The sequence below is a fragment of the Arsukibacterium sp. genome (genome assembly GCF_033721375.1).
Taxonomy (GTDB): Bacteria; Pseudomonadota; Gammaproteobacteria; order Enterobacterales; family Alteromonadaceae; genus Alishewanella.
Map to the genome: position 1 here is coordinate 40,524 of NZ_JAWWAP010000007.1, position 18,701 is coordinate 59,224.

Annotated in this window: 17 protein-coding genes; 7 read left to right on the top strand and 10 right to left on the bottom strand. The window is 50.1% G+C overall.

Annotated elements, in window-relative coordinates; translation table 11 throughout:
• Positions 1–15: 15 nt before the first annotated feature.
• Complete coding sequence (locus tag R3187_RS11880) at positions 16–1,002, top strand: PEP-CTERM sorting domain-containing protein (protein ID WP_318967272.1); 987 nt, start codon at positions 16–18, stop codon at positions 1,000–1,002.
• A gap of 80 nt (positions 1,003–1,082) precedes the next feature.
• Here R3187_RS11880 and R3187_RS11885 read toward each other — a convergent pair whose 3' ends face one another.
• Complete coding sequence (locus tag R3187_RS11885; RefSeq protein WP_318967273.1) at positions 1,083–1,688, bottom strand: FMN-dependent NADH-azoreductase; 606 nt, start codon at positions 1,686–1,688, stop codon at positions 1,083–1,085.
• A gap of 186 nt (positions 1,689–1,874) precedes the next feature.
• On the opposite strand from R3187_RS11885, the gene R3187_RS11890 reads away from it, so the two are divergent.
• Positions 1,875–2,534 carry a sigma-70 family RNA polymerase sigma factor gene (locus tag R3187_RS11890; protein WP_318967274.1) on the top strand — a complete coding sequence of 220 codons (660 nt, stop codon included), beginning with the start codon at positions 1,875–1,877 and terminating at the stop codon, positions 2,532–2,534.
• Positions 2,518–3,207 (top strand): ChrR family anti-sigma-E factor, encoded by a 690-nt coding sequence (locus tag R3187_RS11895; RefSeq protein ID WP_318967275.1) that lies wholly within the window; start codon positions 2,518–2,520, stop codon positions 3,205–3,207. Before R3187_RS11890 ends, R3187_RS11895 begins: the two co-directional genes overlap by 17 nt.
• Before the next feature lie 90 nt (positions 3,208–3,297).
• Here R3187_RS11895 and R3187_RS11900 read toward each other — a convergent pair whose 3' ends face one another.
• Positions 3,298–5,562: an aminotransferase class V-fold PLP-dependent enzyme gene (locus tag R3187_RS11900; RefSeq protein ID WP_318967276.1), complete on the bottom strand. Its 2,265-nt coding sequence runs from the start codon at positions 5,560–5,562 to the stop codon at positions 3,298–3,300.
• Positions 5,563–5,719: 157 nt separating this feature from the next.
• The gene (gene fadR / locus R3187_RS11905; RefSeq protein ID WP_318967277.1) at positions 5,720–6,436 is read right to left on the bottom strand and encodes a fatty acid metabolism transcriptional regulator FadR; all 717 of its coding nucleotides are present in this window, start codon (positions 6,434–6,436) and stop codon (positions 5,720–5,722) included.
• 172 nt (positions 6,437–6,608) lie between these two features.
• On the opposite strand from fadR, the gene dsbB reads away from it, so the two are divergent.
• The gene (gene dsbB, locus R3187_RS11910; protein WP_318967278.1) at positions 6,609–7,142 is read left to right on the top strand and encodes a disulfide bond formation protein DsbB; all 534 of its coding nucleotides are present in this window, start codon (positions 6,609–6,611) and stop codon (positions 7,140–7,142) included.
• A gap of 100 nt (positions 7,143–7,242) precedes the next feature.
• Here the strand turns inward: dsbB and R3187_RS11915 are convergent, their stop codons facing one another.
• From R3187_RS11915 to R3187_RS11925, 3 genes are all read right to left on the bottom strand, one after another.
• Positions 7,243–7,860 carry an FKBP-type peptidyl-prolyl cis-trans isomerase gene (locus R3187_RS11915; RefSeq protein WP_318967279.1) on the bottom strand — a complete coding sequence of 206 codons (618 nt, stop codon included), beginning with the start codon at positions 7,858–7,860 and terminating at the stop codon, positions 7,243–7,245.
• A gap of 105 nt (positions 7,861–7,965) precedes the next feature.
• Positions 7,966–8,250 carry a YfcL family protein gene (locus tag R3187_RS11920; RefSeq protein WP_318967280.1) on the bottom strand — a complete coding sequence of 95 codons (285 nt, stop codon included), beginning with the start codon at positions 8,248–8,250 and terminating at the stop codon, positions 7,966–7,968.
• Between the two features lies 1 nt (position 8,251).
• Positions 8,252–9,382, bottom strand: a complete 1,131-nt coding sequence (locus R3187_RS11925; protein ID WP_318967281.1) for an ATP-NAD kinase family protein — start codon at positions 9,380–9,382, stop codon at positions 8,252–8,254.
• Between the two features lie 190 nt (positions 9,383–9,572).
• Here R3187_RS11925 and R3187_RS11930 point away from each other — a divergent pair, with 190 nt between their 5' ends.
• On the top strand, positions 9,573–10,976 hold the full coding sequence (locus R3187_RS11930; RefSeq protein WP_318967282.1) for a coniferyl aldehyde dehydrogenase: 1,404 nt from the start codon (positions 9,573–9,575) through the stop codon (positions 10,974–10,976).
• A gap of 212 nt (positions 10,977–11,188) precedes the next feature.
• Here the strand turns inward: R3187_RS11930 and R3187_RS11935 are convergent, their stop codons facing one another.
• From R3187_RS11935 to prmB, 3 genes are read right to left on the bottom strand one after another with little or no spacing between them, the layout of a single operon-like run.
• Positions 11,189–12,349 carry an MFS transporter gene (locus tag R3187_RS11935; protein WP_318967283.1) on the bottom strand — a complete coding sequence of 387 codons (1,161 nt, stop codon included), beginning with the start codon at positions 12,347–12,349 and terminating at the stop codon, positions 11,189–11,191.
• 21 nt (positions 12,350–12,370) lie between these two features.
• Positions 12,371–13,471 (bottom strand): chorismate synthase, encoded by a 1,101-nt coding sequence (gene aroC / locus R3187_RS11940; RefSeq protein ID WP_318967284.1) that lies wholly within the window; start codon positions 13,469–13,471, stop codon positions 12,371–12,373.
• The gene (gene prmB / locus R3187_RS11945) at positions 13,472–14,422 is read right to left on the bottom strand and encodes a 50S ribosomal protein L3 N(5)-glutamine methyltransferase (protein ID WP_318967285.1); all 951 of its coding nucleotides are present in this window, start codon (positions 14,420–14,422) and stop codon (positions 13,472–13,474) included.
• Between the two features lie 51 nt (positions 14,423–14,473).
• Between prmB and smrB the strand changes: the two genes are divergently transcribed.
• Positions 14,474–15,037 carry an endonuclease SmrB gene (gene smrB, locus R3187_RS11950; protein ID WP_318967286.1) on the top strand — a complete coding sequence of 188 codons (564 nt, stop codon included), beginning with the start codon at positions 14,474–14,476 and terminating at the stop codon, positions 15,035–15,037.
• Positions 15,038–15,079: 42 nt separating this feature from the next.
• On the opposite strand, the gene sixA is transcribed toward smrB, so the two are convergent.
• Positions 15,080–15,568, bottom strand: coding sequence for a phosphohistidine phosphatase SixA (sixA, locus tag R3187_RS11955; protein ID WP_318967287.1), 489 nt, complete (start codon positions 15,566–15,568; stop codon positions 15,080–15,082).
• A gap of 204 nt (positions 15,569–15,772) precedes the next feature.
• Here sixA and R3187_RS11960 point away from each other — a divergent pair, with 204 nt between their 5' ends.
• Positions 15,773–18,535 (top strand): insulinase family protein, encoded by a 2,763-nt coding sequence (locus tag R3187_RS11960; RefSeq protein WP_318967288.1) that lies wholly within the window; start codon positions 15,773–15,775, stop codon positions 18,533–18,535.
• The last annotated feature ends 166 nt before the right edge of the window (positions 18,536–18,701 follow it).

Below are 18,701 nucleotides of genomic sequence, written 5' to 3' on the forward strand. Positions count from 1 at the left end.
TAAAAGGAGCTTACTATGAATCTTAAACATAAAATTCTGCCACTTTTATCAGCATTGCTGCTGATGATAGCTGGCTCTGTCCAGGCAACACTTGTTCCATTTCAAACCTTTGTAGGCAATTACGGGGTGTCAACTGACGGCTGGGGCTCACTTTCTCAAAGTGGAACGATAAGTGCTTTAGTGCCGGCTGGTGCGACTGTTACCGCGGCGTATTTATACAGTTCAACTTTTAACAATGGATCACTCAGCGGAGTTGGAGGCACGCTGGCGGGGCAAACCGTTAATTATGATACAAATCTTGGTACGATACCGGCGCCGGCCTGTTGTGAATTAACGGCGACCAGAGCCGACGTGACAGATATTATCAAGCCACTGGTTGATGGTGGTCCGGGAGGAGTTTACAACTTTGATATTACTGAAACATCAGCCAGTCAGGATGGCTCTGCATTGGTGCTGGTATACAGCGACCCGTCGCTTGCGGTATCTACTGTCGGGATCCTTGACGGCTTTGCGTTAGTTAACGGCGATACTACTTCCCTGAACTTTGCTGACCCGCTTGACCCGACCGCTCCGGGCTTCTTTGCCCATATGATGCTGGGCATTGGTTTTAGTTGCTGTGGCCAAACCAATACCGTCGAGGTAAACGGTACCTTGATTACCCAGAACGCTGGTAATAATAATGACAGTGCGGACCCAAGTTTAGGTGACGGTAATCTGATTACGATGGGGAGTTTTGATGATCCCTTTTCACCACTGATGCCAGACTATGACTCCGACACTGAACGCTATGCGTTAGCTGATTATATCAGCAATGGCGATACCAGTATTAGTGTTACAACCAGCAATGCAACCAACAATGACAATATTTTCCTGGCAGTGTTTCATGTGTCTGGTGAAGCTGGTGTTAATGAGCCACCACCAGGCGTATCAATACCTGAACCCGGTACTTTAGCACTGTTTGCTTTGGCATTGTTTGGCTTGCGCCGTCGATTCCAAAGCTAGAAAGTAATGTTCCCCCCAACTGTATGCGCGGCTATCAGCCGCGCATTTTTTTGTTGCCCGTAGCCACGAATACCGAGAGATCAGGCCGCGACTTTGTCGCTGAGATGGCCCAGTTGCTGCCGCGCTGCTGTCAATGCTTGCTGAGCTGCTTCTTCGCCCATATTCAAGCCTTCCGCATAGACAAAGTGCAGTTGGGTTAAGCCAATGAAGTTAAAGAAACTGGTTAAAAACGGCGTTTGGCTATCAGCTGTGGTTCCCTGATAAATGCCGCCACGGGTTGCCAGTACGATCACCGGTTTATCTGCCAACAGGCCAACCGGGCCAGTTTCAGTGTACTTAAAGGTGATACCTGCCCGGGCCAGTCGGTCCAGCATGGATTTAAGTTGAGATGGAATACCAAAATTATACATCGGTACCCCAAACACAATAACGTCGGCTGAACGCACCTGCTCTATCAGCTTATCTGAAAAATCGGCAAGTTGCTGTTGCTCTGCCGTGCGCTCCGCTGCTGGTGTCATCCAGGCCGCAAGCTCTGCCATCTCTAAATGGGGTAACGGTTCAGCACTTAAGTCAATTTCAGTCAGTTTGATGTTGCCGCCAAGCTCAGCCAGAAACGCTTTGCTTAATTTATTGGAATGGCCGTTGTCGCCGCTTATTGAACTGTTAATTACCAGAACATTTTTCATAATTGTCTCCTTAAAAGATGTCTGATGATAATACATCAAATTTATAGAATGTTAATTGCATTAAAACGGCAATTCCTTTCTATTTTATGGATGATTAAATAGCAAACCGACGCTGAATCAGCAGCGTATAAGGCTGAACTCTGAATAATATTTTTTAATAACTGCAGACAGCCGGGACAAACAAATATGTTGGAATCTACCGTGCTAACAGGGCATCATGATGGTTTACCGAAACAGAAGCGAATAAGCCAGCGGATGACGATTAATACCGACAATGAGCCACGTACCGGACAATGGGAAGATGCCCTGACTCTGGTAGCCTTGCATCAGGACAAAGCGGCGTATGCTGAGTTGTTCAGTTATTTTGCCCCCAGGTTAAGAGCCTTTGGCATTAAGATGTTTGGTAATGAACAGCAGGCAATGGAAATGGTGCAGGACGCCATGCTCAATGTCTGGCGTAAAGCACGGTTGTTTGATGCCAGCCGCGGCTGTGCCTCAACCTGGATTTTTACCATAGCGCGTAACGTCCGGTTTGATATGCTGAGAAAAAAGCAGAGCCGCAAAGACGATATCAGTGCTGATGATTTGTGGTTTGACGGTGATTACCCCGAACAGGAAAGTAATAGCAGCGACAACTGGGATACCATGTTGATGAGTGAAAAACTGGCGCCCCATTTTGATGCTTTACCGCCTGCACAACGGATGGTCATGCAGAAAGTCTATTTAGAAGAAAAATCTCATCAGGAAGTATCTGATGAACTGGCAATACCCTTAGGTACAGTGAAATCCCGGATCCGACTAGCCCTGGACAGATTGAGAGAGGCATTAGATGACACACGCAGTTAAATTTCATCCAGGTTTGATGTTACTGGAACAGTACGTTGAAGGGTCACTGTCAGCCGACGTTGCTCTTGCGGTGTCAGCCCACATTGATTTGTGTCCGCATTGTCAGCAGCAAAGCAGAGACATTACTAATGATCAGGCCGCCGTGCTGGCCGAACAGGACGTCAGTAACCGCGATGCTGAACAAGAATGGCAACAGATGCTTAATTTTATCACCAGTCAGCCTGCGCTAACTGCTGGTGCTGCAACGGAATTAAACATTGCACCGCAGGTTGCCAGTGTTACAGTCAATGGCAGAACCTTTGAAATTCCACGCGCTTTAGCCAGATTGGCCCAGAAGCAGAATAAGTGGTTACACCTCGGTGGTATTGCCACAGCAAAATTGCCAACAGCAGACAAGCAACATGTGTCGTTACTGTATATCGATAAGGGTACTGAGGTCCCCAATCACACTCACCTTGGCCTGGAAATGACTCTGGTACTGGCCGGTAGAATTGTTGATGAGAATGGCGAGTACGGCGTTGGTGATTTACTGATTAATTCACCGGATGACACCCATACCCCAAGGACGCTGGCTGACGAAGATTGCCTTTGCTTATCAGTGCTTAGCGCGCCGTTAAAATTTAACAAGGGTTTGACCCGGTTACTGAACCCGTTACAGCAGTTCTTCTACTGATTTTAAGTTATCAGCTTGGTGGAGCAAGCTTAGCGCCGTGTAAACGGCGCTTTTTTTTTGCACTGAGTCAGAACTGAGTTAGTGCAGGCCTTACACTAACATCGCCATCCCGCCGTTTAAATTGTAAACCGTTGCAAAGCCAAAGCGACGCAGTACCTTGCAGGCCAGTAAACTACGATTACCGCTACGACATACCAGCAACAGCGGCCGCGTCGGTGTAAGCTGCCGGCTGATTAATGCATTGCATAATTTAGACAATGGCACTGCATTTATCTCTGTTGCCACAGGTAAATGCTGCTGCAAGGGCCCGGCGGTTTGCTCGTGTGGCTCCCGGACATCGACCACCTGCAGGTCTGGATGCTGCACCAGTACATCAGCCAGTTCTGCTTTATCCAGCACCCGGCTGGCATCAGTAGGTGTGACCTCAACCAGACCACAATAGTAATGACTGGCCTGCTGCAATTCTGCGCTCTGGGCATTTAACTGCTGCTGCCACTGCGCTGCCGGCAGTCCCGCCAACACCATAGAGAACAGCTCACTTTCCTGTTGTGCCAACCGCAGCGTAGTGGCAAAACGCTGGGCATAGTCATGACTGGATAACAGCAAGGTATCGCCGTTAATTTTCCCGGCCAGAGTTTGGATACTACTCTGTAATGTCCGGGCATCACCATCGGCTAAATCGGTGCGCCCTATGCCACCTGGTAAAATCACATCACCAACAAAAGCGGCCACTGGCTGCTGTTGCTGGTGCATAATAATGCTGATCGCACTGGCACAGTGCCCCGGGGTAGCGATACGGCTTAGCTCTGAATTTGCCAGCGACAGCTTATCGCTGCCGGCTGGCCAGCCAAATTCATCACAGTTATGCTGGTTCACATCTAACGCCTGGCGCAGCAGCAACGCAGCGTTTTGCTGTGCAAAATGTTGATGGGTTTCCAGTATAGCCAGCAGTTTTAACTGCCGTCCCTGGACAATATTGATAATCCGGTTAACCAGCGCAGGCACCGGATCGATTACCACCGCTTCAGCGCTGGCAGCATCAATCAGCAAATAACTGCAACTGTCTTCATGCTTTAACTGCAGCAAGCCATCGGCATGGATCTCCAGCGTTGGCGTGGCATCTGTTACCACCAGACAATGTTTGTTGACCACCGCCTTCAATGCCTTAATCGCAGCGCAGGCATCCGTGCATTCTGTTGCCGTCATGGCCGGCCCGAACGATAAACGAATGGCGCCCTGACTGCGCCAGGGTGCCAGGCCCATTGCGTCCAGCACAAAGCTGGTAGGCACTTTTGAGCTACAGGCCGAACCGGAACTTATCCGGATCCCGGCCGCGTCAAATAAATCCATAATATCTTTGCTGAAAAAGCCCGGTACTGAAAAATTTACCGTTGTCGGCACGATATAAGGCGGCTCGCTGTTTAATACCAGTTCGGGGAAAACATAACGCAGCGCTGCAACCAGCTTTTCCCGGTATTGCCACAATGTTTGCTCTGACTGAAACACCTTGCCATCCGGCTGCTGCAACTGGGCAAGTACTGCCCCGAGCGCGGCAATGCCGGGTAAGTTTTCAGTGCCGGAGCGCAACCCTCCCTCCTGACCACCGCCTGTAATAAACGGCTGATAGGGAGCACTGGTTCTGACATACAAAAAACCTATTCCTTTAGGGGCATAGAGTTTATGGCCGCTAAAAGGCGCATAATCGATAGTGGTCTTTGCCAGTTGCAGCGACATTTTACCCAGCGCCTGGACACAGTCGACTAACCAGTACACTGCAGAGTTGGCATCGCGGATGCAGGTTTCAAGTTCTTTTAACGACTGCTTAATCCCGGTTTCGTTGTTTGCTGCCATCGTGCAAATAAGTCCGGCTGCGGGCGCATGCTGGCTAATAAAGGCTAAATCAAGCTGACCGTTCTGATCAACCGGAATAGCTTTAATTGTGGCATTGAGCTGCAGCACAGCGTTCCAGTGTTTCAGACTCTCCGGTACCGCTTTGTGCTCCGTCGCACCATACAACAGCAAGGTTGCCGGCCCGCACTTTTCTTGTTGACGCAGCGCCAGCAACGCAGAGACGACAGAACTCTGAATACCCTCAGTGGCACCGGAGGTAAACAAAATGCGGCCTTCCCCGGCCCCGGTCACCTGACGAGCCAGACTGCGGGCATGTTCCAGCGTCGCTTTTGCCTTAATGCCAGTGGTGTGACTACTGCTTGGATTACCAAACTGTTGTTGCATGCATTGCATAGCGGCCGCTGCAGCAACCGGCAATACCGGCGTGGTAGCATTACAATCTAAATAAATATCTGAATTAATTTCAGATGGGCAGATTCGGGGGCTTACTGGTGGGTGGTTCATCCTCGGGCCTATTTGACACGGCGCTGCCGCTTATAGCTAAAAGAAATATCTTATAACCATGCATCATAAATGGCAGCGCGATAAACAACAAGCGCCAGGCTGTGACATAACGCGGAAAAACACCGATAAAAAAGGCTGCAATCAGCAGCCTCAGGTATTATTCAATCAGATCTTTTGGAATGTCAGGCCGTAACTCCTGCCATATTTTACCGCTTTCAATCCCGTATTTGCGTACCGCCATCACCACTTCATCATGCTTGCCGGCTTCAGCATATTGCTTTAACTGAGCATAATATTTACGGGCCAGTTCACGTGCTGCCGGATGCGAAAAGTAAAAACGGGCGATTTTGTTATACAGGCCGCGAAAGCCATTTAATATCAGCACATAGATCCGGTTTGACGAGTGTAAAGCCAGTTCATGATTCAGATTGTAATCAAACTCAGCAAAGGCCGCCGCGGAATCATCCAGCACTTCGGCCCCGGTAAAAGCGGCAATGACTTCCTGCTGATGGGTTTTAATCGCGCCACGAATATAAATAGCACTGATATTAGTGCGCGCTGACAGCAGATCATCCACCAGTTTTGGCATTTGATCTTCATCCAGCCGGGCCAGCGTTTCCAGAATATTCAGGCCTGACGTTTCCCAGTAGTTATTCACTTTAGTCGGTTTGCCGTGTTGAATAGTCAGCCAGCCATCACGCGCCAGGCGCTGCAATACTTCACGCAGGGTTGTCCGGGTAACACCAATCAATTCTGACAGTTCACGCTCTGCCGGTAAAATTGAGCCGGGGGCAAATTTGCCGTTCCAGATCGAGTCCACAATATATTCTTCTGCAAAACCGGCAGGGCTTTGCGCTTTAATCAGATTGGTCATGCCAAAAAATCCGTCAGGGTCATCATTCAATTTGACTGATTGTACCAGAGCGCTGCCAGTTAACAAGTCGACTCTGAAAAATAGCCAGTCTGTGCTAACACAACAATTGTGTAATGTTGGTAAATCCCTTAAATTAGCCAATTAGCTGATTGTTATACCAATAGGAATATCTATGCTGGCTACAATAAAAAAAATATCGCGCCATCGCTTGTCCTGGTTTTTACTGCTACTAAGCGCGCTGGCGTTGCTGGCCAGCGGCTTATATTTTCAATATGGCCTTAATTTACAACCTTGCATAAAATGTATTTATATCCGGGCCGCCTTTGCCGGTGTGCTGCTGGCAGGCTTGCTGGGTTTACTGGCACCAAAACAAAGCATTATGCGCCTGCTGGCGATAGCGCTATGGCTGATAAGTGCCGGTTCTGGCCTTTATCATGCGGTGGAACTAGTCAATATTGAGCAAACCCTGGCCGCAGGTGGTTTTAGCAGTTGTGCGTTATTTGCTGAATTTCCTGCCTGGTTAGCACTGGATAAATGGCTGCCGGCCGTATTTGAAGTCACCGGTAGTTGTGGCGGTGTCGACTGGCAGTTTTTAGGTTTGAGCATGGCGTACTGGAGTATGTTGATCCTGGCGGCTTATTTGCTTAGCGCCGTTGTGGTATTAATTGGTCAGTTAGGCCGCATCTCCAATAACCCTTATCGGTAATATTATCGGGTTAAAGCCGTAAACGGTATTTGTATTAAAAAAAGCCCTGCAGATGCAGGGCTTTTTGTTTGTTGCGCTAAAAAGCATTGAGCAGTAGCCGTTACAGAATAGCCAGTAACTCTACATCAAATACCAGGGTGCTGTATGGGGCGATAGCATTACCTGCACCGCGCTCGCCGTAGGCCAGGTTTTGCGGAACATACAAGCGTAGTTTTGAACCCACAGCCATTAATTGTAGTGCTTCAGTCCAGCCGGCAATAACGCCTGATACCGGAAACTCTGCCGGCTCGCCACGCTGATAAGAGCTGTCGAATACGGTGCCGTCAATCAAGGTACCGTGGTAATGGGTGCGGACGGTAGAGGCCGTAGTCGGCTTCTCACCTTCAGCTGCAACCAGCACTTCATATTGCAGGCCAGAGGCGGTAACCGTCACTTCAGCACGTTTGGCATTTTCTGCCAGAAACATTTCGCCCGCTTCGGCAAGGGCTTTGGCTTTTTCCTGTTCCGCTGCCTGCATCCGCTCGCTGATAACGCCAAATGCCGCCCGGATCTGATCTTCGCTGACTTCCGGCTGCTGCTCGTTGTATGCGGCAGCCAGGCCCGCAGCTACAGCAGTAATATCCAGACCGTCAAACGGGTTGTCAGCCAGTTGCTGGCCCATCTGTAAACCAATACCATAACTGGCGTGTTGTTCTAGCGTTGTATATTTATCAGACATAAGTTCCACTTTTGCTGGGCTGCCGGCAGCAACAATTTGCCAGGCAGTAGTTAAATTCGGGCGCAATACTACCCTATTGCGGTGCGAAAGTCTTGCCGTAACACCTTACAGCTTTTGAACCTGCTGCCATAGTTGCTGTACATGCTGCTCATCATCGGCAGTCAGCTCACCGCCGGCAATGGCCTTTGCCAGGCTTTGTTCCACCCAATGACATAGCTGCGGTTTATCAAAAGGCTCTGCACTGACTTCCAGGCTGCCCACGGCCAAATCGAAATGACCACGCAGATAACCGGCAGCAAACAGCTGATCGTCAGTCGCCTGGGGGATCAAACTGTCAAAATAATCGGCGACGCTGTCGATAAACTGGGCTGGTGCGCTAAGTTGATTCATTTTACTCCTCGTCCTGATAACCTAAACGGTAAATAACATAGTCGTTGTAACCGGTCAGCACATGTAATAAGCCATGCAATGCTTTATCGAGCGCCTGATCCCCGGTATCAGCCAGCAGTGGCCGGCCGTTTAATTGCTGCAGTTTAGTTTTGGTTGCCAGCAACATGATATTGTCGCGGCCTATCGCTTTTATTACTGCCGGCGATAGCTGCTGATTACCCCGGCCAAATACATGGCCCTGGCCGCCAATCAACGTGATCACCAGTTTGCTCGGATAATCTTTAACCAGCTCCAGTAGCTGAGTTGCTGTTACATCGCTGGCAAGCAATTTACCGTTTTCTACCACATCAACACCCAGTAAGGTGTTCGCCAGGCCCAACTCTGCCATAACGGCGGCGACAGTGCTGCCCGACCCCATCACATAGCGCACGTTATCTTCCATTAAACCGGCGACATAGGCAGCGAGATCATCCAGCACCAGCTCCTCAGATTCTTTGCCTGCGGCTTTGACACTCTGCACATAGCGAAGCTCTGCCGGAATACGCATTTCGCCATAGCGACGGGCTTTTACCACGCCACTCCGAAATGCCGTTTCGTCAATATCCATCACCGGCGCTTCTGCCAGCGTGACTAACTGACCGCTGATAAGCCGCTGCACCAGTTTCCCTGCAGCCTGGGGCGAAATAGCATAAACGCCTGAGTGAATTTTGCAGCCCGCCGGAATACCCAGCACAGTGGTATTGTTGCCAATAACACTGCACAGGTTACGCGCCGTGCCATCACCGCCGGCAAATAACAGCAAATCTACGCCCAGTGCTGCAATTGCCAGCGCCGCCTGCTCGGTATCATCAGCCACAGTGGGATAGCTGTCTGGGCGATAACATACCTGATAGTCCAACCCTAATTGCTGGCAGACATCAGCCCCCATCTCGCCGTCGACGGTTATCACCTGAAACTGCTGTTTTAAATCCAGTAGCTGGCTGAGCGCAATAGTCGCACGCTCACCGGCCATCGGTACTGCGCCCAGTGCCAATGCTGCTGCGGCCATGCCGTCACTACCTTTAAGCGCAACACTGCCGCCAAGGCCCGCCAGCGGATTAATAATAAGCCCTAACCGAAATGGATTTATCATAGGTTCAGTTGTATCCGAATAGCTGTCTGCCAATGGCGCGCATTGTAACGACTTCCACCGTGCTTGCCCAGTATTGCCGCTCTGAGCCCACTGCCAGCCCGCGGATCTTGGCAATGACGGCGCGTGCTTGCTGCACTGGTCTGACTGGTTTAGAGTACAGCCAGACTATTACCACTTTTCAGGGAAAACGATGTCAGCACTTCAGCTGCAATTTGCGCAACTAAAACAAGCTTACAGCCAGAGTCCTTATCCGGATTATCAACAGCGCCGGCAACAGCTGACCGCGCTGCGTCAGGCTATCTCACAACACAGCGACGCACTGTGTACTGCCGCAAGCCAGGATTTTGGTTATCGCAGCAGCGATGAAACCCGCTTACTGGAAATTATGCCGTCACTAAGCGGGATTGATTACCATAAAAAGCAGTTAAAAAGCTGGCTCAAACCTGAAAAGCGCCATGTCCATTATAGTTTTATGCCTGCCAGCAACCGGGTTATGGTGCAGCCACTGGGTGTGGTTGGCATTATCGTGCCGTGGAATTACCCTGTTTATCTGGCACTGGGCCCGTTGATGGCCGCCATTGCCGCCGGCAACAAAGCGATGCTGAAATTATCGGAGTATACGCCGGCAACTAATAAAGTGCTGACAGCCATTTGCCAGCAGGCGCTGGCAGCTGATGTCATTGTAATTGAAGGGGATGCTGAGATAGCGGCTGAGTTTTCGCGCCTGCCCTTTGATCATTTGTTGTTTACCGGCTCTACCGCGGTTGGCCGCAAAGTGATGCAGGCCGCAGCAGCAAATCTGACCCCGGTAACGCTGGAACTCGGTGGCAAAAGCCCGGTGGTGATTGCACCAGATGCTGATATAAAGCAGATCGCAAAACGTATATTGTTTGGTAAAACCGCCAATGCCGGTCAGACCTGCGTCGCGCCCGACTATGTGCTGGTACCGGCTGACAAGCTGGAATTGCTCATTTCTGAACTTTGCCAGGCATTTATCGCGTTTTATCCCGATTTTGCCACTAACCCCGATTACAGCGCGATAATAAATGAAGCCCAGTACCAGCGGCTGATGACCATGCTTGAGCATGCCCACAGCAGCGGCGCCCGGGTGATTAATTGTGACGTCAACAGTGACGCTGCCAGCGTTAACAGTGAACGGCGACTGGCGCTGCAGTTAATTGTCGGCGCTGATGACAACAGTAATTTAATGGAACAGGAAATATTTGGCCCCTTGCTGCCACTAATTCCCTACCATACCCTTGAAGAAGCCCTCCATTATATTCAGCAGCGACCAAGGCCTTTGGCGCTGTATTTAATGAGCAACGATAGCGATACCCAGCAACAGGTACTGAAACAAACCCATGTCGGCGGTGTGTGTATTAATGACACCCTGGTCCATGTGGCACAGGACGACCTGCCATTTGGCGGCATCGGCCCGTCAGGTTTGGGTAATTACCATGGCAAAGAAGGTTTTCTGCGGTTTTCGCACCAGAAAGCGATCCATAAAAAGGGTTGGTTTAACAGCGGCCGCTTTATTTATCCACCGTTTAACCGCAAAGTATTTAAAGCGATCCTGAGCTGGTTAACCCGTTAAATATCAGGTGTTGCGAAAGTACAGCCTGTGCAGCATTCATGCTGCTGTTGCGAAAAGACAGCAACGCAGGGTGGCTGGAAATACTTTCTTCACCGGCTTCAAGGATCACCTCCCTGTGCCCCTTCAGCCTGCGCAGCATCCGTGCTGCTGTTACGTAAGTACACCAGCCACCCTGCTCAGATTTCTGAGTAGCCTCAGCAAAAACCCGCTATTTATTCTATATTCGCTATATTTTTCGGCAGTGTTAGTACCAACAGGCAGGCCAGCAGGGCAAAGCCGGCGGCGAAGATAAAGGTTTGCGCTGCACCAGCACCATTTTGCCAGCTTAAACCGGCCAGATAAGCACCGATAGCCCCACCCCCGCCGAAAATAAGCCCGGCATAAATGGCCTGGCCCCGGCCGCGCTGCGCTTTGGGAAATACCTGCTGAATAAACTGCATGGCGCAGCTGTGGGCGATAGCAAAACTGCCGGCGTGCAGCAACATACTGAGGGCCAGCCACCAGGCAGAGTCCGCCAGCAGTGCCACCATTAACCAGCGAATGGCAGTTAAGCCATAACAAATACCTAACAGGATGCGATAGCTGCGGTTGCGCAGAATGCGTCCGGCAAAGTAAAACGCGACGATTTCAGCCGCTACCGCCAGGCTTATCAGTAAACCGGTCTGGCTGCCGCTATAACCTAAATCCCTGCTGTATAGGGTAAAAAAACCGTAAAAAGGTGCAAAACTGATTTGCATCAGCAGCGCCGCCCCCATAAAAATCCATAATACCCGGTGTTTTAGCAGTTGCCGGTAAGATAAGCTTGCTGCTGTGGCATCATAGTCCGGCCTCAGCGTCGGTAAATTAAACAGACAAAATACCAGCAGTAATAAAAATGCCAGCGCGGTGGCAGGCATAAACTCACTGCCGTACAACTGATAAAACCAGCCGCCCAGCATCACCAGCACAATATAACCAACGCTGCCGGCCGAGCGGATCCGGCTGTACTGCTCCGTATCGTTATTCAGAAATAAAAAAGTCGATACTTCCAGCTGCGGTAATATAGCGGTCCAGAAAAAACTGAATAACGCCAGAGCAGCCAGTAACAAGCCAAAACCACCATTGATAAAGCTGACAAGCCAGCCAATACAAGCCAGCACGGCGCCTAATTGCATAACAACTAACGGCTTGCTGCTGCGCTCAGCCAGGCTGGCCCAGATAGCCGGGCCGATAATTCGGGTGGCGGTAACGATGGCCAGCATCAGGCCTATCTGGCGCGAGTCAAAGCCGCGGCCATCCAGAAACAGGCCCAGGTAAGGCACAAAAATACCCAAAACCCCAAAATACGTGAAGTAAGCCAGCGCTAGCGCCGGCCTGGCAGCGAGAAGTGTCATAAAGTTCCGAGCACGGCTTGGTTATCGGTTAGCTCTGGCAATATCCGGGGTGCTGACGCTGACTCCGGCATTTTGCGCCCGGTGTCGCAGCAGATGATCCATTAATACAATTGCCAGCATCGCTTCAGCAATGGGCACGGCCCGGATCCCGACACAAGGGTCGTGCCGGCCTTTGGTGACGATATCAACTACGTCGCCATCCACATTAATGCTTTTACCCGGGATGCTGATACTGGAGGTAGGTTTTAACGCCATACTGACCTTAATATCCTGGCCGGACGATATACCACCTAAAGTACCGCCGGCATGGTTGGAACTGAATCCTTCTGGCGTTAACTCATCGCGATCGGTTGAACCGCGCTGCTCTACCACCGCAAAGCCATCACCAATTTCCACTGCTTTAACCGCATTGATACTCATCATGGCATGGGCAATATCGGCATCCAGGCGGTCAAAAACCGGCTCACCGAGGCCCACAGGCATGCCCGTTGCCACCACATTCACTCTGGCGCCTACTGAGTCACCGTCTTTTTTAAGCTGGCGCATATATTCATCCAGCTCGGCAATTTTATCCGGATCGGGGCAAAAAAATGGGTTATTTGCTATTTCATCCCAGTTGAGTTTTTCTGCTTTAACCGGGCCTAACTGCGCCAGATAGCCACGGATTTCAATACCACAGTGCTGCTTTAAGTATTTTTTGGCAATGGCCCCGGCCGCTACCCGCACCGCGGTTTCGCGCGCCGAGGAGCGCCCGCCGCCACGGTAATCCCGGATGCCGAACTTATGCCAGTAAGTATAATCAGCATGGCCGGGCCGGAACAAATCTTTGATATTTGAGTAGTCCTGGGAGCGCTGATCAGTATTTTCAATTAATAAGCCAATGCTGGCGCCGGTGGTGGTGTCTTCAAACACGCCGGACAGAATTTTTACCTGATCTTCTTCGCGTCGGGCCGTGGTATAGCGTGAGGTACCGGGTTTGCGCCGGTCTAAATCCAGTTGTAAATCTGCTGCTGTTAATTGCATTCCCGGCGGGCAACCATCAACAATCCCGCCGATGGCCGGGCCATGGCTTTCACCAAAGGTGGTGACTTTAAACAACTGACCAATGCTGTTGCCGGCCATTTAGCTCTCCTCAAACAAGTGTTGGTAGGCAATAAGCTGAGCTTTACTCAGCGCAAATACGCCAAGGCCACCGGCAGTAAACTCAAGCCAGTCAAATTGGACGTCTGGATATCTATCCTGTAATTCAACCATACTATTGCCTACTTCACAAACTAAAATACCGTGCTCGGTTAAATGGGCTGCCGCCTGCGCTAAAATACGCCGGGTTAACTCAAGGCCGTCATGACCGGAGGCCAGCCCCAGCTCAGGCTCATGCCGGTATTCTTCCGGTAAATCTGCCATGTCTTCAGCGTCAACATAAGGCGGATTGGTGACAATAAGATCATACTGCTGGCCGCTCAGCGCCTGGTAACCATCAGACAGAATAGGGTAAACCCGGTCCAGTAAACCATGCTCGTTAATATTAATATCTGCCACAGCTAACGCGTCCGGGCTGATATCAACGGCATCAACCTGTGCATCGGGAAAGGCGTAAGCACAAGCAATGGCTATGCAGCCTGAACCTGTGCATAAATCGAGGATCCGCTCTGGCGCTGCAGCAAGTTTAAAGCGACTGAATTTTTTATTTATCAGCTCAGCAATCGGTGAGCGTGGTACCAATACCCGCTGGTCAACATAAAAGGGCAGCTGACAAAAATAGGCCTGCTGGGTCAGATAAGCGGCCGGGATCCGCAGCTCAATCCGCTGCATTAGCAGATCGATAAACGCCCGCCGCTCCGGTTTAGTCAGCCTTACCGTCAGCAACTTATCATCGGTTAACGGTGGCAAAAACAAACAATGAGCCAGTAACACTGCGGCCTCATCCCAGGGGTTATCAGTACCATGGCCAAAATAGACACCGGCTTCATTAAAGCGACTGACCGCAAACCGCAGCCAGTCGTGCACGCTGACTAACGCATCAAGCGCCTCATTAATATCAGATTCTGAAAACATCGGGTTATAATCGGCCATATCCAGTATTCGCTCTTTGTAAAAAATGGGCAGATTGTATAGACTTGCGCGATGCAACGAAAGAAGCTTTCTCAACAACCCCGCTTATCTGCCGCAGACAGTGACCTTTTTCGCCAGTCGGTTACCGGCGCTCGTCCGCTATTGCAGGACAAGATAGCCCCTGTTGTTAAAGCCAGCAAGAAAAAAGCCCCGCCTGTGACAAAAATGCCGCAGCATGAGCAGGATCTGTTTTACTTCTCAGACGGATATGAAGGTTTTATCAATGATGGCGGGACAATGTCTTATGTCCAGCCCGGCGATGATCCCAGGTTAGCCGGGCGCTTAAAACGGGCAGAGTTTCAGCCGCAGGTTGTCCTCGATTTACATGGCCTGACCCAGCTTCAGGCCAAAACTGAATTAGCTGGCTTACTGGCCTACTGCCAGCAGCAGCAGTTTAACTGTGCCTGTGTGGTTCATGGCAAAGGCTTAGGCATACTGGCCCGTAAAGTACCTAACTGGTTAATCCAGCATCCTAATGTGCGGGCATTTCATACGGCTCCTAAAAGCTGGGGCAAGCATGGCGCACTATTGTTGCTACTTAAAATTAATCAGCCGGAGTTTGAATTACGCTGCTAAAACCGGCGCTGACCAGGAAGCGCCGGAGCAATCGCTCCGGGTTTAACCGGGAAGCATGGCCAGGTCCTGCGGTGCGACTTTCTCCAGTAAACGACCACGACTGGCGGGCTGATAATCGATACAACATAATGATGCCGTACTGAACACCGGCGTCTGGCCGGGCTGAGTCAGGATTTCGACCAGAAAACTGACTAAAGGCATATGAGACACCAGCAATATTCTGGCATCGGGCTCTGCAGCTAATTTTGTATCAATCAAATCAAGCAACAGTAGCGGATTACCATCGGGCACCAGCTCGTCATGAGTCTGCAACAGACATTCAGAGCTTTGTTTACTCAGCATAATCTCGGCAGTCTGGCCAGCGCGCAGATAAGGGCTGGTCCAGACATCAGTAAAGGCGCTATAGCAATTTTGCAGCCACTGCGCCATTTGCAGTGCTTCGCGCTTGCCTCTGCTGGTCAGTTGTCGCTGACTGTCTTGCTTCGTCAACGGTTCTGCTTCACCATGGCGCATAATAACAATGTTAACCATTTATATTGATACCGTACTACTTAGTCAGTGTGTTTTGTTTGCCATTGTTAAAAAGCATACGCTGGGCAAAAATTGTGCGCTATGATAAATAAAGTCTGGCGTGAACGTAACTGCTATTAACGCATAACACAAAGCCTGTTTATTACTAAATGCTATCAAAAATCGGCCGTCTTGCAGTACTACCATACCGACATAGGATAATTTTTGGAAAAAGTACATATAAAGCAAAGTCCAAACGATAACAGAGCCTACCAACACCTGACACTCGACAATGGTCTTACTGTGGTGCTGGTAAACGACAGCAGTGCCGAAAAAAGTGCTGCTGCCCTGACAGTCAACGTCGGCCATTTTGATGATCCGGCAGATTATCAGGGTATGGCGCATTTTCTGGAGCATATGCTGTTTCTCGGTTCAGAGAACTTCCCTGATCCGGGAGAATATCAGCAATTTATCAGTCAGTATGGCGGCAGCCATAATGCCTGGACCGGCACAGAGCACAGCCACTTTTACTTTGATATCGATACGCCACAGTTCCAGCAAGCTATTGCCCGTTTTGCGGACATGTTTTGCCGGCCGTTATTTACCGCTGCCTATGTTGAAAAAGAACGCCATGCGATTGAAGCGGAATACTCGCTAAAACTAAAAGATGACAGCCGGCGCATTTATCAGGTGCATAAGGAAACCATTAATCCGGCGCATCCGTTTGCAAAATTTTCTGTCGGCAATCTTAATACCCTCAATGACAAGCCCCAGCAAACATTACGGGCTGCCCTGCTGCAATTTTATCAGCAGCAATACAGTGCCAGCAGAATGAGTTTATGTCTGGTGTCGCCCTGCTCGCTGTCCGCTATGGAGCAATGGGTAAAACAGTTATTTGCCGGACTTCCCTCAGCTTTGCCGGCAAAGCCACCACTGGCCGAGCCGCTTTACCTGGCCGAACATCAGGCCATTTTGCTGAATATTAAACCGCACAAAGATTCCGAACGGCTGGTTGCCAGCTTTGCCCTGCCGGACATACAGCCATGGTACCGGCATAAAATTGTCAGTTTTCTGGCATCACTGCTCGGTGATGAGAGCGAGGGGTCGTTGCTCAGTTATCTGAAAAACGCCGGACTGGTAAACCAGTTAAGTGCCGGTGGCGGTATTGATGGTAGTAACTATAAAGATTTTACCGTATCTTTTGAGCTGACCCGGACAGGCCGTGCTGATACCACCGCGGTGTTAACAGCGCTGTACAGTGCTCTGGCCAGAATTAAGCAGCAACCACTGCCACAACAATTGTATGTAGAGCGGCAACAGCTGCTGCATTGGTCATTTATTTATCAGGAGCCCGCCGATGCGTTGCAAACCGCCAGCCAGCTCTCGGTAAATTTACAGCACTATCCGGTTGAAGATACTATTTTTGGCGATTACCGGATGGAGTTGCCGCCTGAATCGTTGTATCAGCAGCTGCTAAGCTGGTTCAGACCTGACAATATGCGACTGATGCTGATAGCCCCTGACGTGCCGGTGCTGTCTGAAGCAAAGTGGTACAATACCCCCTACTCTGTTACCCGATTAAGTGACTCGTTGTTGCAGACACTTGCAGAAACCGGTCCGATTGCTCAGATCACCCTGCCAGGTGTCAATCCCTATCTGACCGAACAACTCAGCCTGTTAAATAAAGATCAGCATATGGCTGTGCCAGAGCAGATACATTGCAGTAACCACTTAAGCGTCTGGTATAAAGCGGATACCGAATTTAATACGCCGAAAGGGCATATTTTTCTGCAACTCAGTTTACCGCAGAGCATTGCTGATAATCGCCAGCTGGCCACCAGCAGACTCTGGCTTGAGCTATTTCAGGATCATATTAATCAGCAGTTTTATACCGCCACCAATGCCGGTTTAAGCTATAACCTGCATGTACAGAAACAGGGAATAAGTATTCATACCTCGGGCCTGGCCGCCAACCAAATCCGCTTGTTGCAGAATATTCTGCTGCAAATTAACCAGGCGTCATTCTCAGAGTTGCGGTTCAATGAGCTGAAGCAGCAACTTTGCCGGCATTGGGCCAACAGCAGCAAAAGCAAACCTGTCGCCCGGTTATTCAGTCAGTTATCGGCATTGCTGCAACCGCTTAATCCGGAAATTGAAGTACTGATTGAGCAGCTGGAACAACTGAGCTTTCAGCAATTCTGTCAGTTCTCAGCACGATTGCTGGATGACGTTCATCTGGAGGCGTTGCTGATTGGTAACTGGACCCGGGACAATGCCGCGGCTCTGCAACTGATGTTGCAACAATGGCAGGCAGAGCAGCCATCGCTTGGCAGTAAAATTCAGGCAAAGACATACAGCATTGAAGATACCGGTCCGGTCTGGCTGCAAACCGACACTGACAGTACTGATCACGCATTGGTTGTCTATCTGGCAGCAAAGCATGCCAGCGCTGAACAAATGGCGTTATTTATGCTGGCAAATCATCTGATGTCGCCGCACTATTTTCATCAGTTGCGAACAGAGCAGCAAATGGGATATTTAGTCGGTACCGGTTATGTCCCCATCAACACCCTGCCGGGAATGGCATTCTATATTCAGTCGCCTAATTTTAACTGCACCACTTTGTATCAGGCTACAGTGACATTTTTCCGGGATTTTCTGCAGCAAATTGAAGCAATGCCGGAACCAATGTTCGGTGAACTTAAACAAGGTCTGACAGCGCAACTTGCTGAGCGTGATACCAGTCTGGGCTCGCGGGCAAAAAGGCTGTGGCTGGCATTAGGTCAGGACGACACCGGCTTTGATCTGACCTGCAGAATCATCAGCGCCCTGGCACAATTAGAGAAACACCATTTTATTGATCTGCTGAAACAGCTGTTAGCCAGTGACTACGATATGTTACTGTTGGCTTCTGAAGCGAACAGCGAACTTAACCATATTAAAACAATGAACCGGGCTGAACTGCGCCAGGCCATTGCTGACAGGTAAAATGATTTTGACACTTTTCCCAAACTTGGTTAACGTAGCCAGAATAACAATAAAAATGTTGTAATTTGTGGGCATACGTCGTTTCCATTGCACAAAAACTATCTGTTTACTGCTGGCTGTTCATCCATTCGGGCTCGCTGCGCTGAGTTGGGACAGCGTACAGCCT

What these genes read in the sequence shown, in the direction of transcription:
- R3187_RS11880 (WP_318967272.1), top strand. Translation starts at nt 16, where the DNA reads ATGAATCTTAAACATAAAATTCTGCCACTTTTATCAGCATTGCTGCTG.
- R3187_RS11885 (WP_318967273.1), bottom strand. Translation starts at nt 1,688, where the DNA reads ATGAAAAATGTTCTGGTAATTAACAGTTCAATAAGCGGCGACAACGGC.
- R3187_RS11890 (WP_318967274.1), top strand. Translation starts at nt 1,875, where the DNA reads ATGTTGGAATCTACCGTGCTAACAGGGCATCATGATGGTTTACCGAAA.
- R3187_RS11895 (WP_318967275.1), top strand. Translation starts at nt 2,518, where the DNA reads ATGACACACGCAGTTAAATTTCATCCAGGTTTGATGTTACTGGAACAG.
- R3187_RS11900 (WP_318967276.1), bottom strand. Translation starts at nt 5,562, where the DNA reads ATGAACCACCCACCAGTAAGCCCCCGAATCTGCCCATCTGAAATTAAT.
- fadR (WP_318967277.1), bottom strand. Translation starts at nt 6,436, where the DNA reads ATGACCAATCTGATTAAAGCGCAAAGCCCTGCCGGTTTTGCAGAAGAA.
- dsbB (WP_318967278.1), top strand. Translation starts at nt 6,609, where the DNA reads ATGCTGGCTACAATAAAAAAAATATCGCGCCATCGCTTGTCCTGGTTT.
- R3187_RS11915 (WP_318967279.1), bottom strand. Translation starts at nt 7,860, where the DNA reads ATGTCTGATAAATATACAACGCTAGAACAACACGCCAGTTATGGTATT.
- R3187_RS11920 (WP_318967280.1), bottom strand. Translation starts at nt 8,250, where the DNA reads ATGAATCAACTTAGCGCACCAGCCCAGTTTATCGACAGCGTCGCCGAT.
- R3187_RS11925 (WP_318967281.1), bottom strand. Translation starts at nt 9,382, where the DNA reads ATGATAAATCCATTTCGGTTAGGGCTTATTATTAATCCGCTGGCGGGC.
- R3187_RS11930 (WP_318967282.1), top strand. Translation starts at nt 9,573, where the DNA reads ATGTCAGCACTTCAGCTGCAATTTGCGCAACTAAAACAAGCTTACAGC.
- R3187_RS11935 (WP_318967283.1), bottom strand. Translation starts at nt 12,349, where the DNA reads ATGACACTTCTCGCTGCCAGGCCGGCGCTAGCGCTGGCTTACTTCACG.
- aroC (WP_318967284.1), bottom strand. Translation starts at nt 13,471, where the DNA reads ATGGCCGGCAACAGCATTGGTCAGTTGTTTAAAGTCACCACCTTTGGT.
- prmB (WP_318967285.1), bottom strand. Translation starts at nt 14,422, where the DNA reads ATGGCCGATTATAACCCGATGTTTTCAGAATCTGATATTAATGAGGCG.
- smrB (WP_318967286.1), top strand. Translation starts at nt 14,474, where the DNA reads ATGCAACGAAAGAAGCTTTCTCAACAACCCCGCTTATCTGCCGCAGAC.
- sixA (WP_318967287.1), bottom strand. Translation starts at nt 15,568, where the DNA reads ATGGTTAACATTGTTATTATGCGCCATGGTGAAGCAGAACCGTTGACG.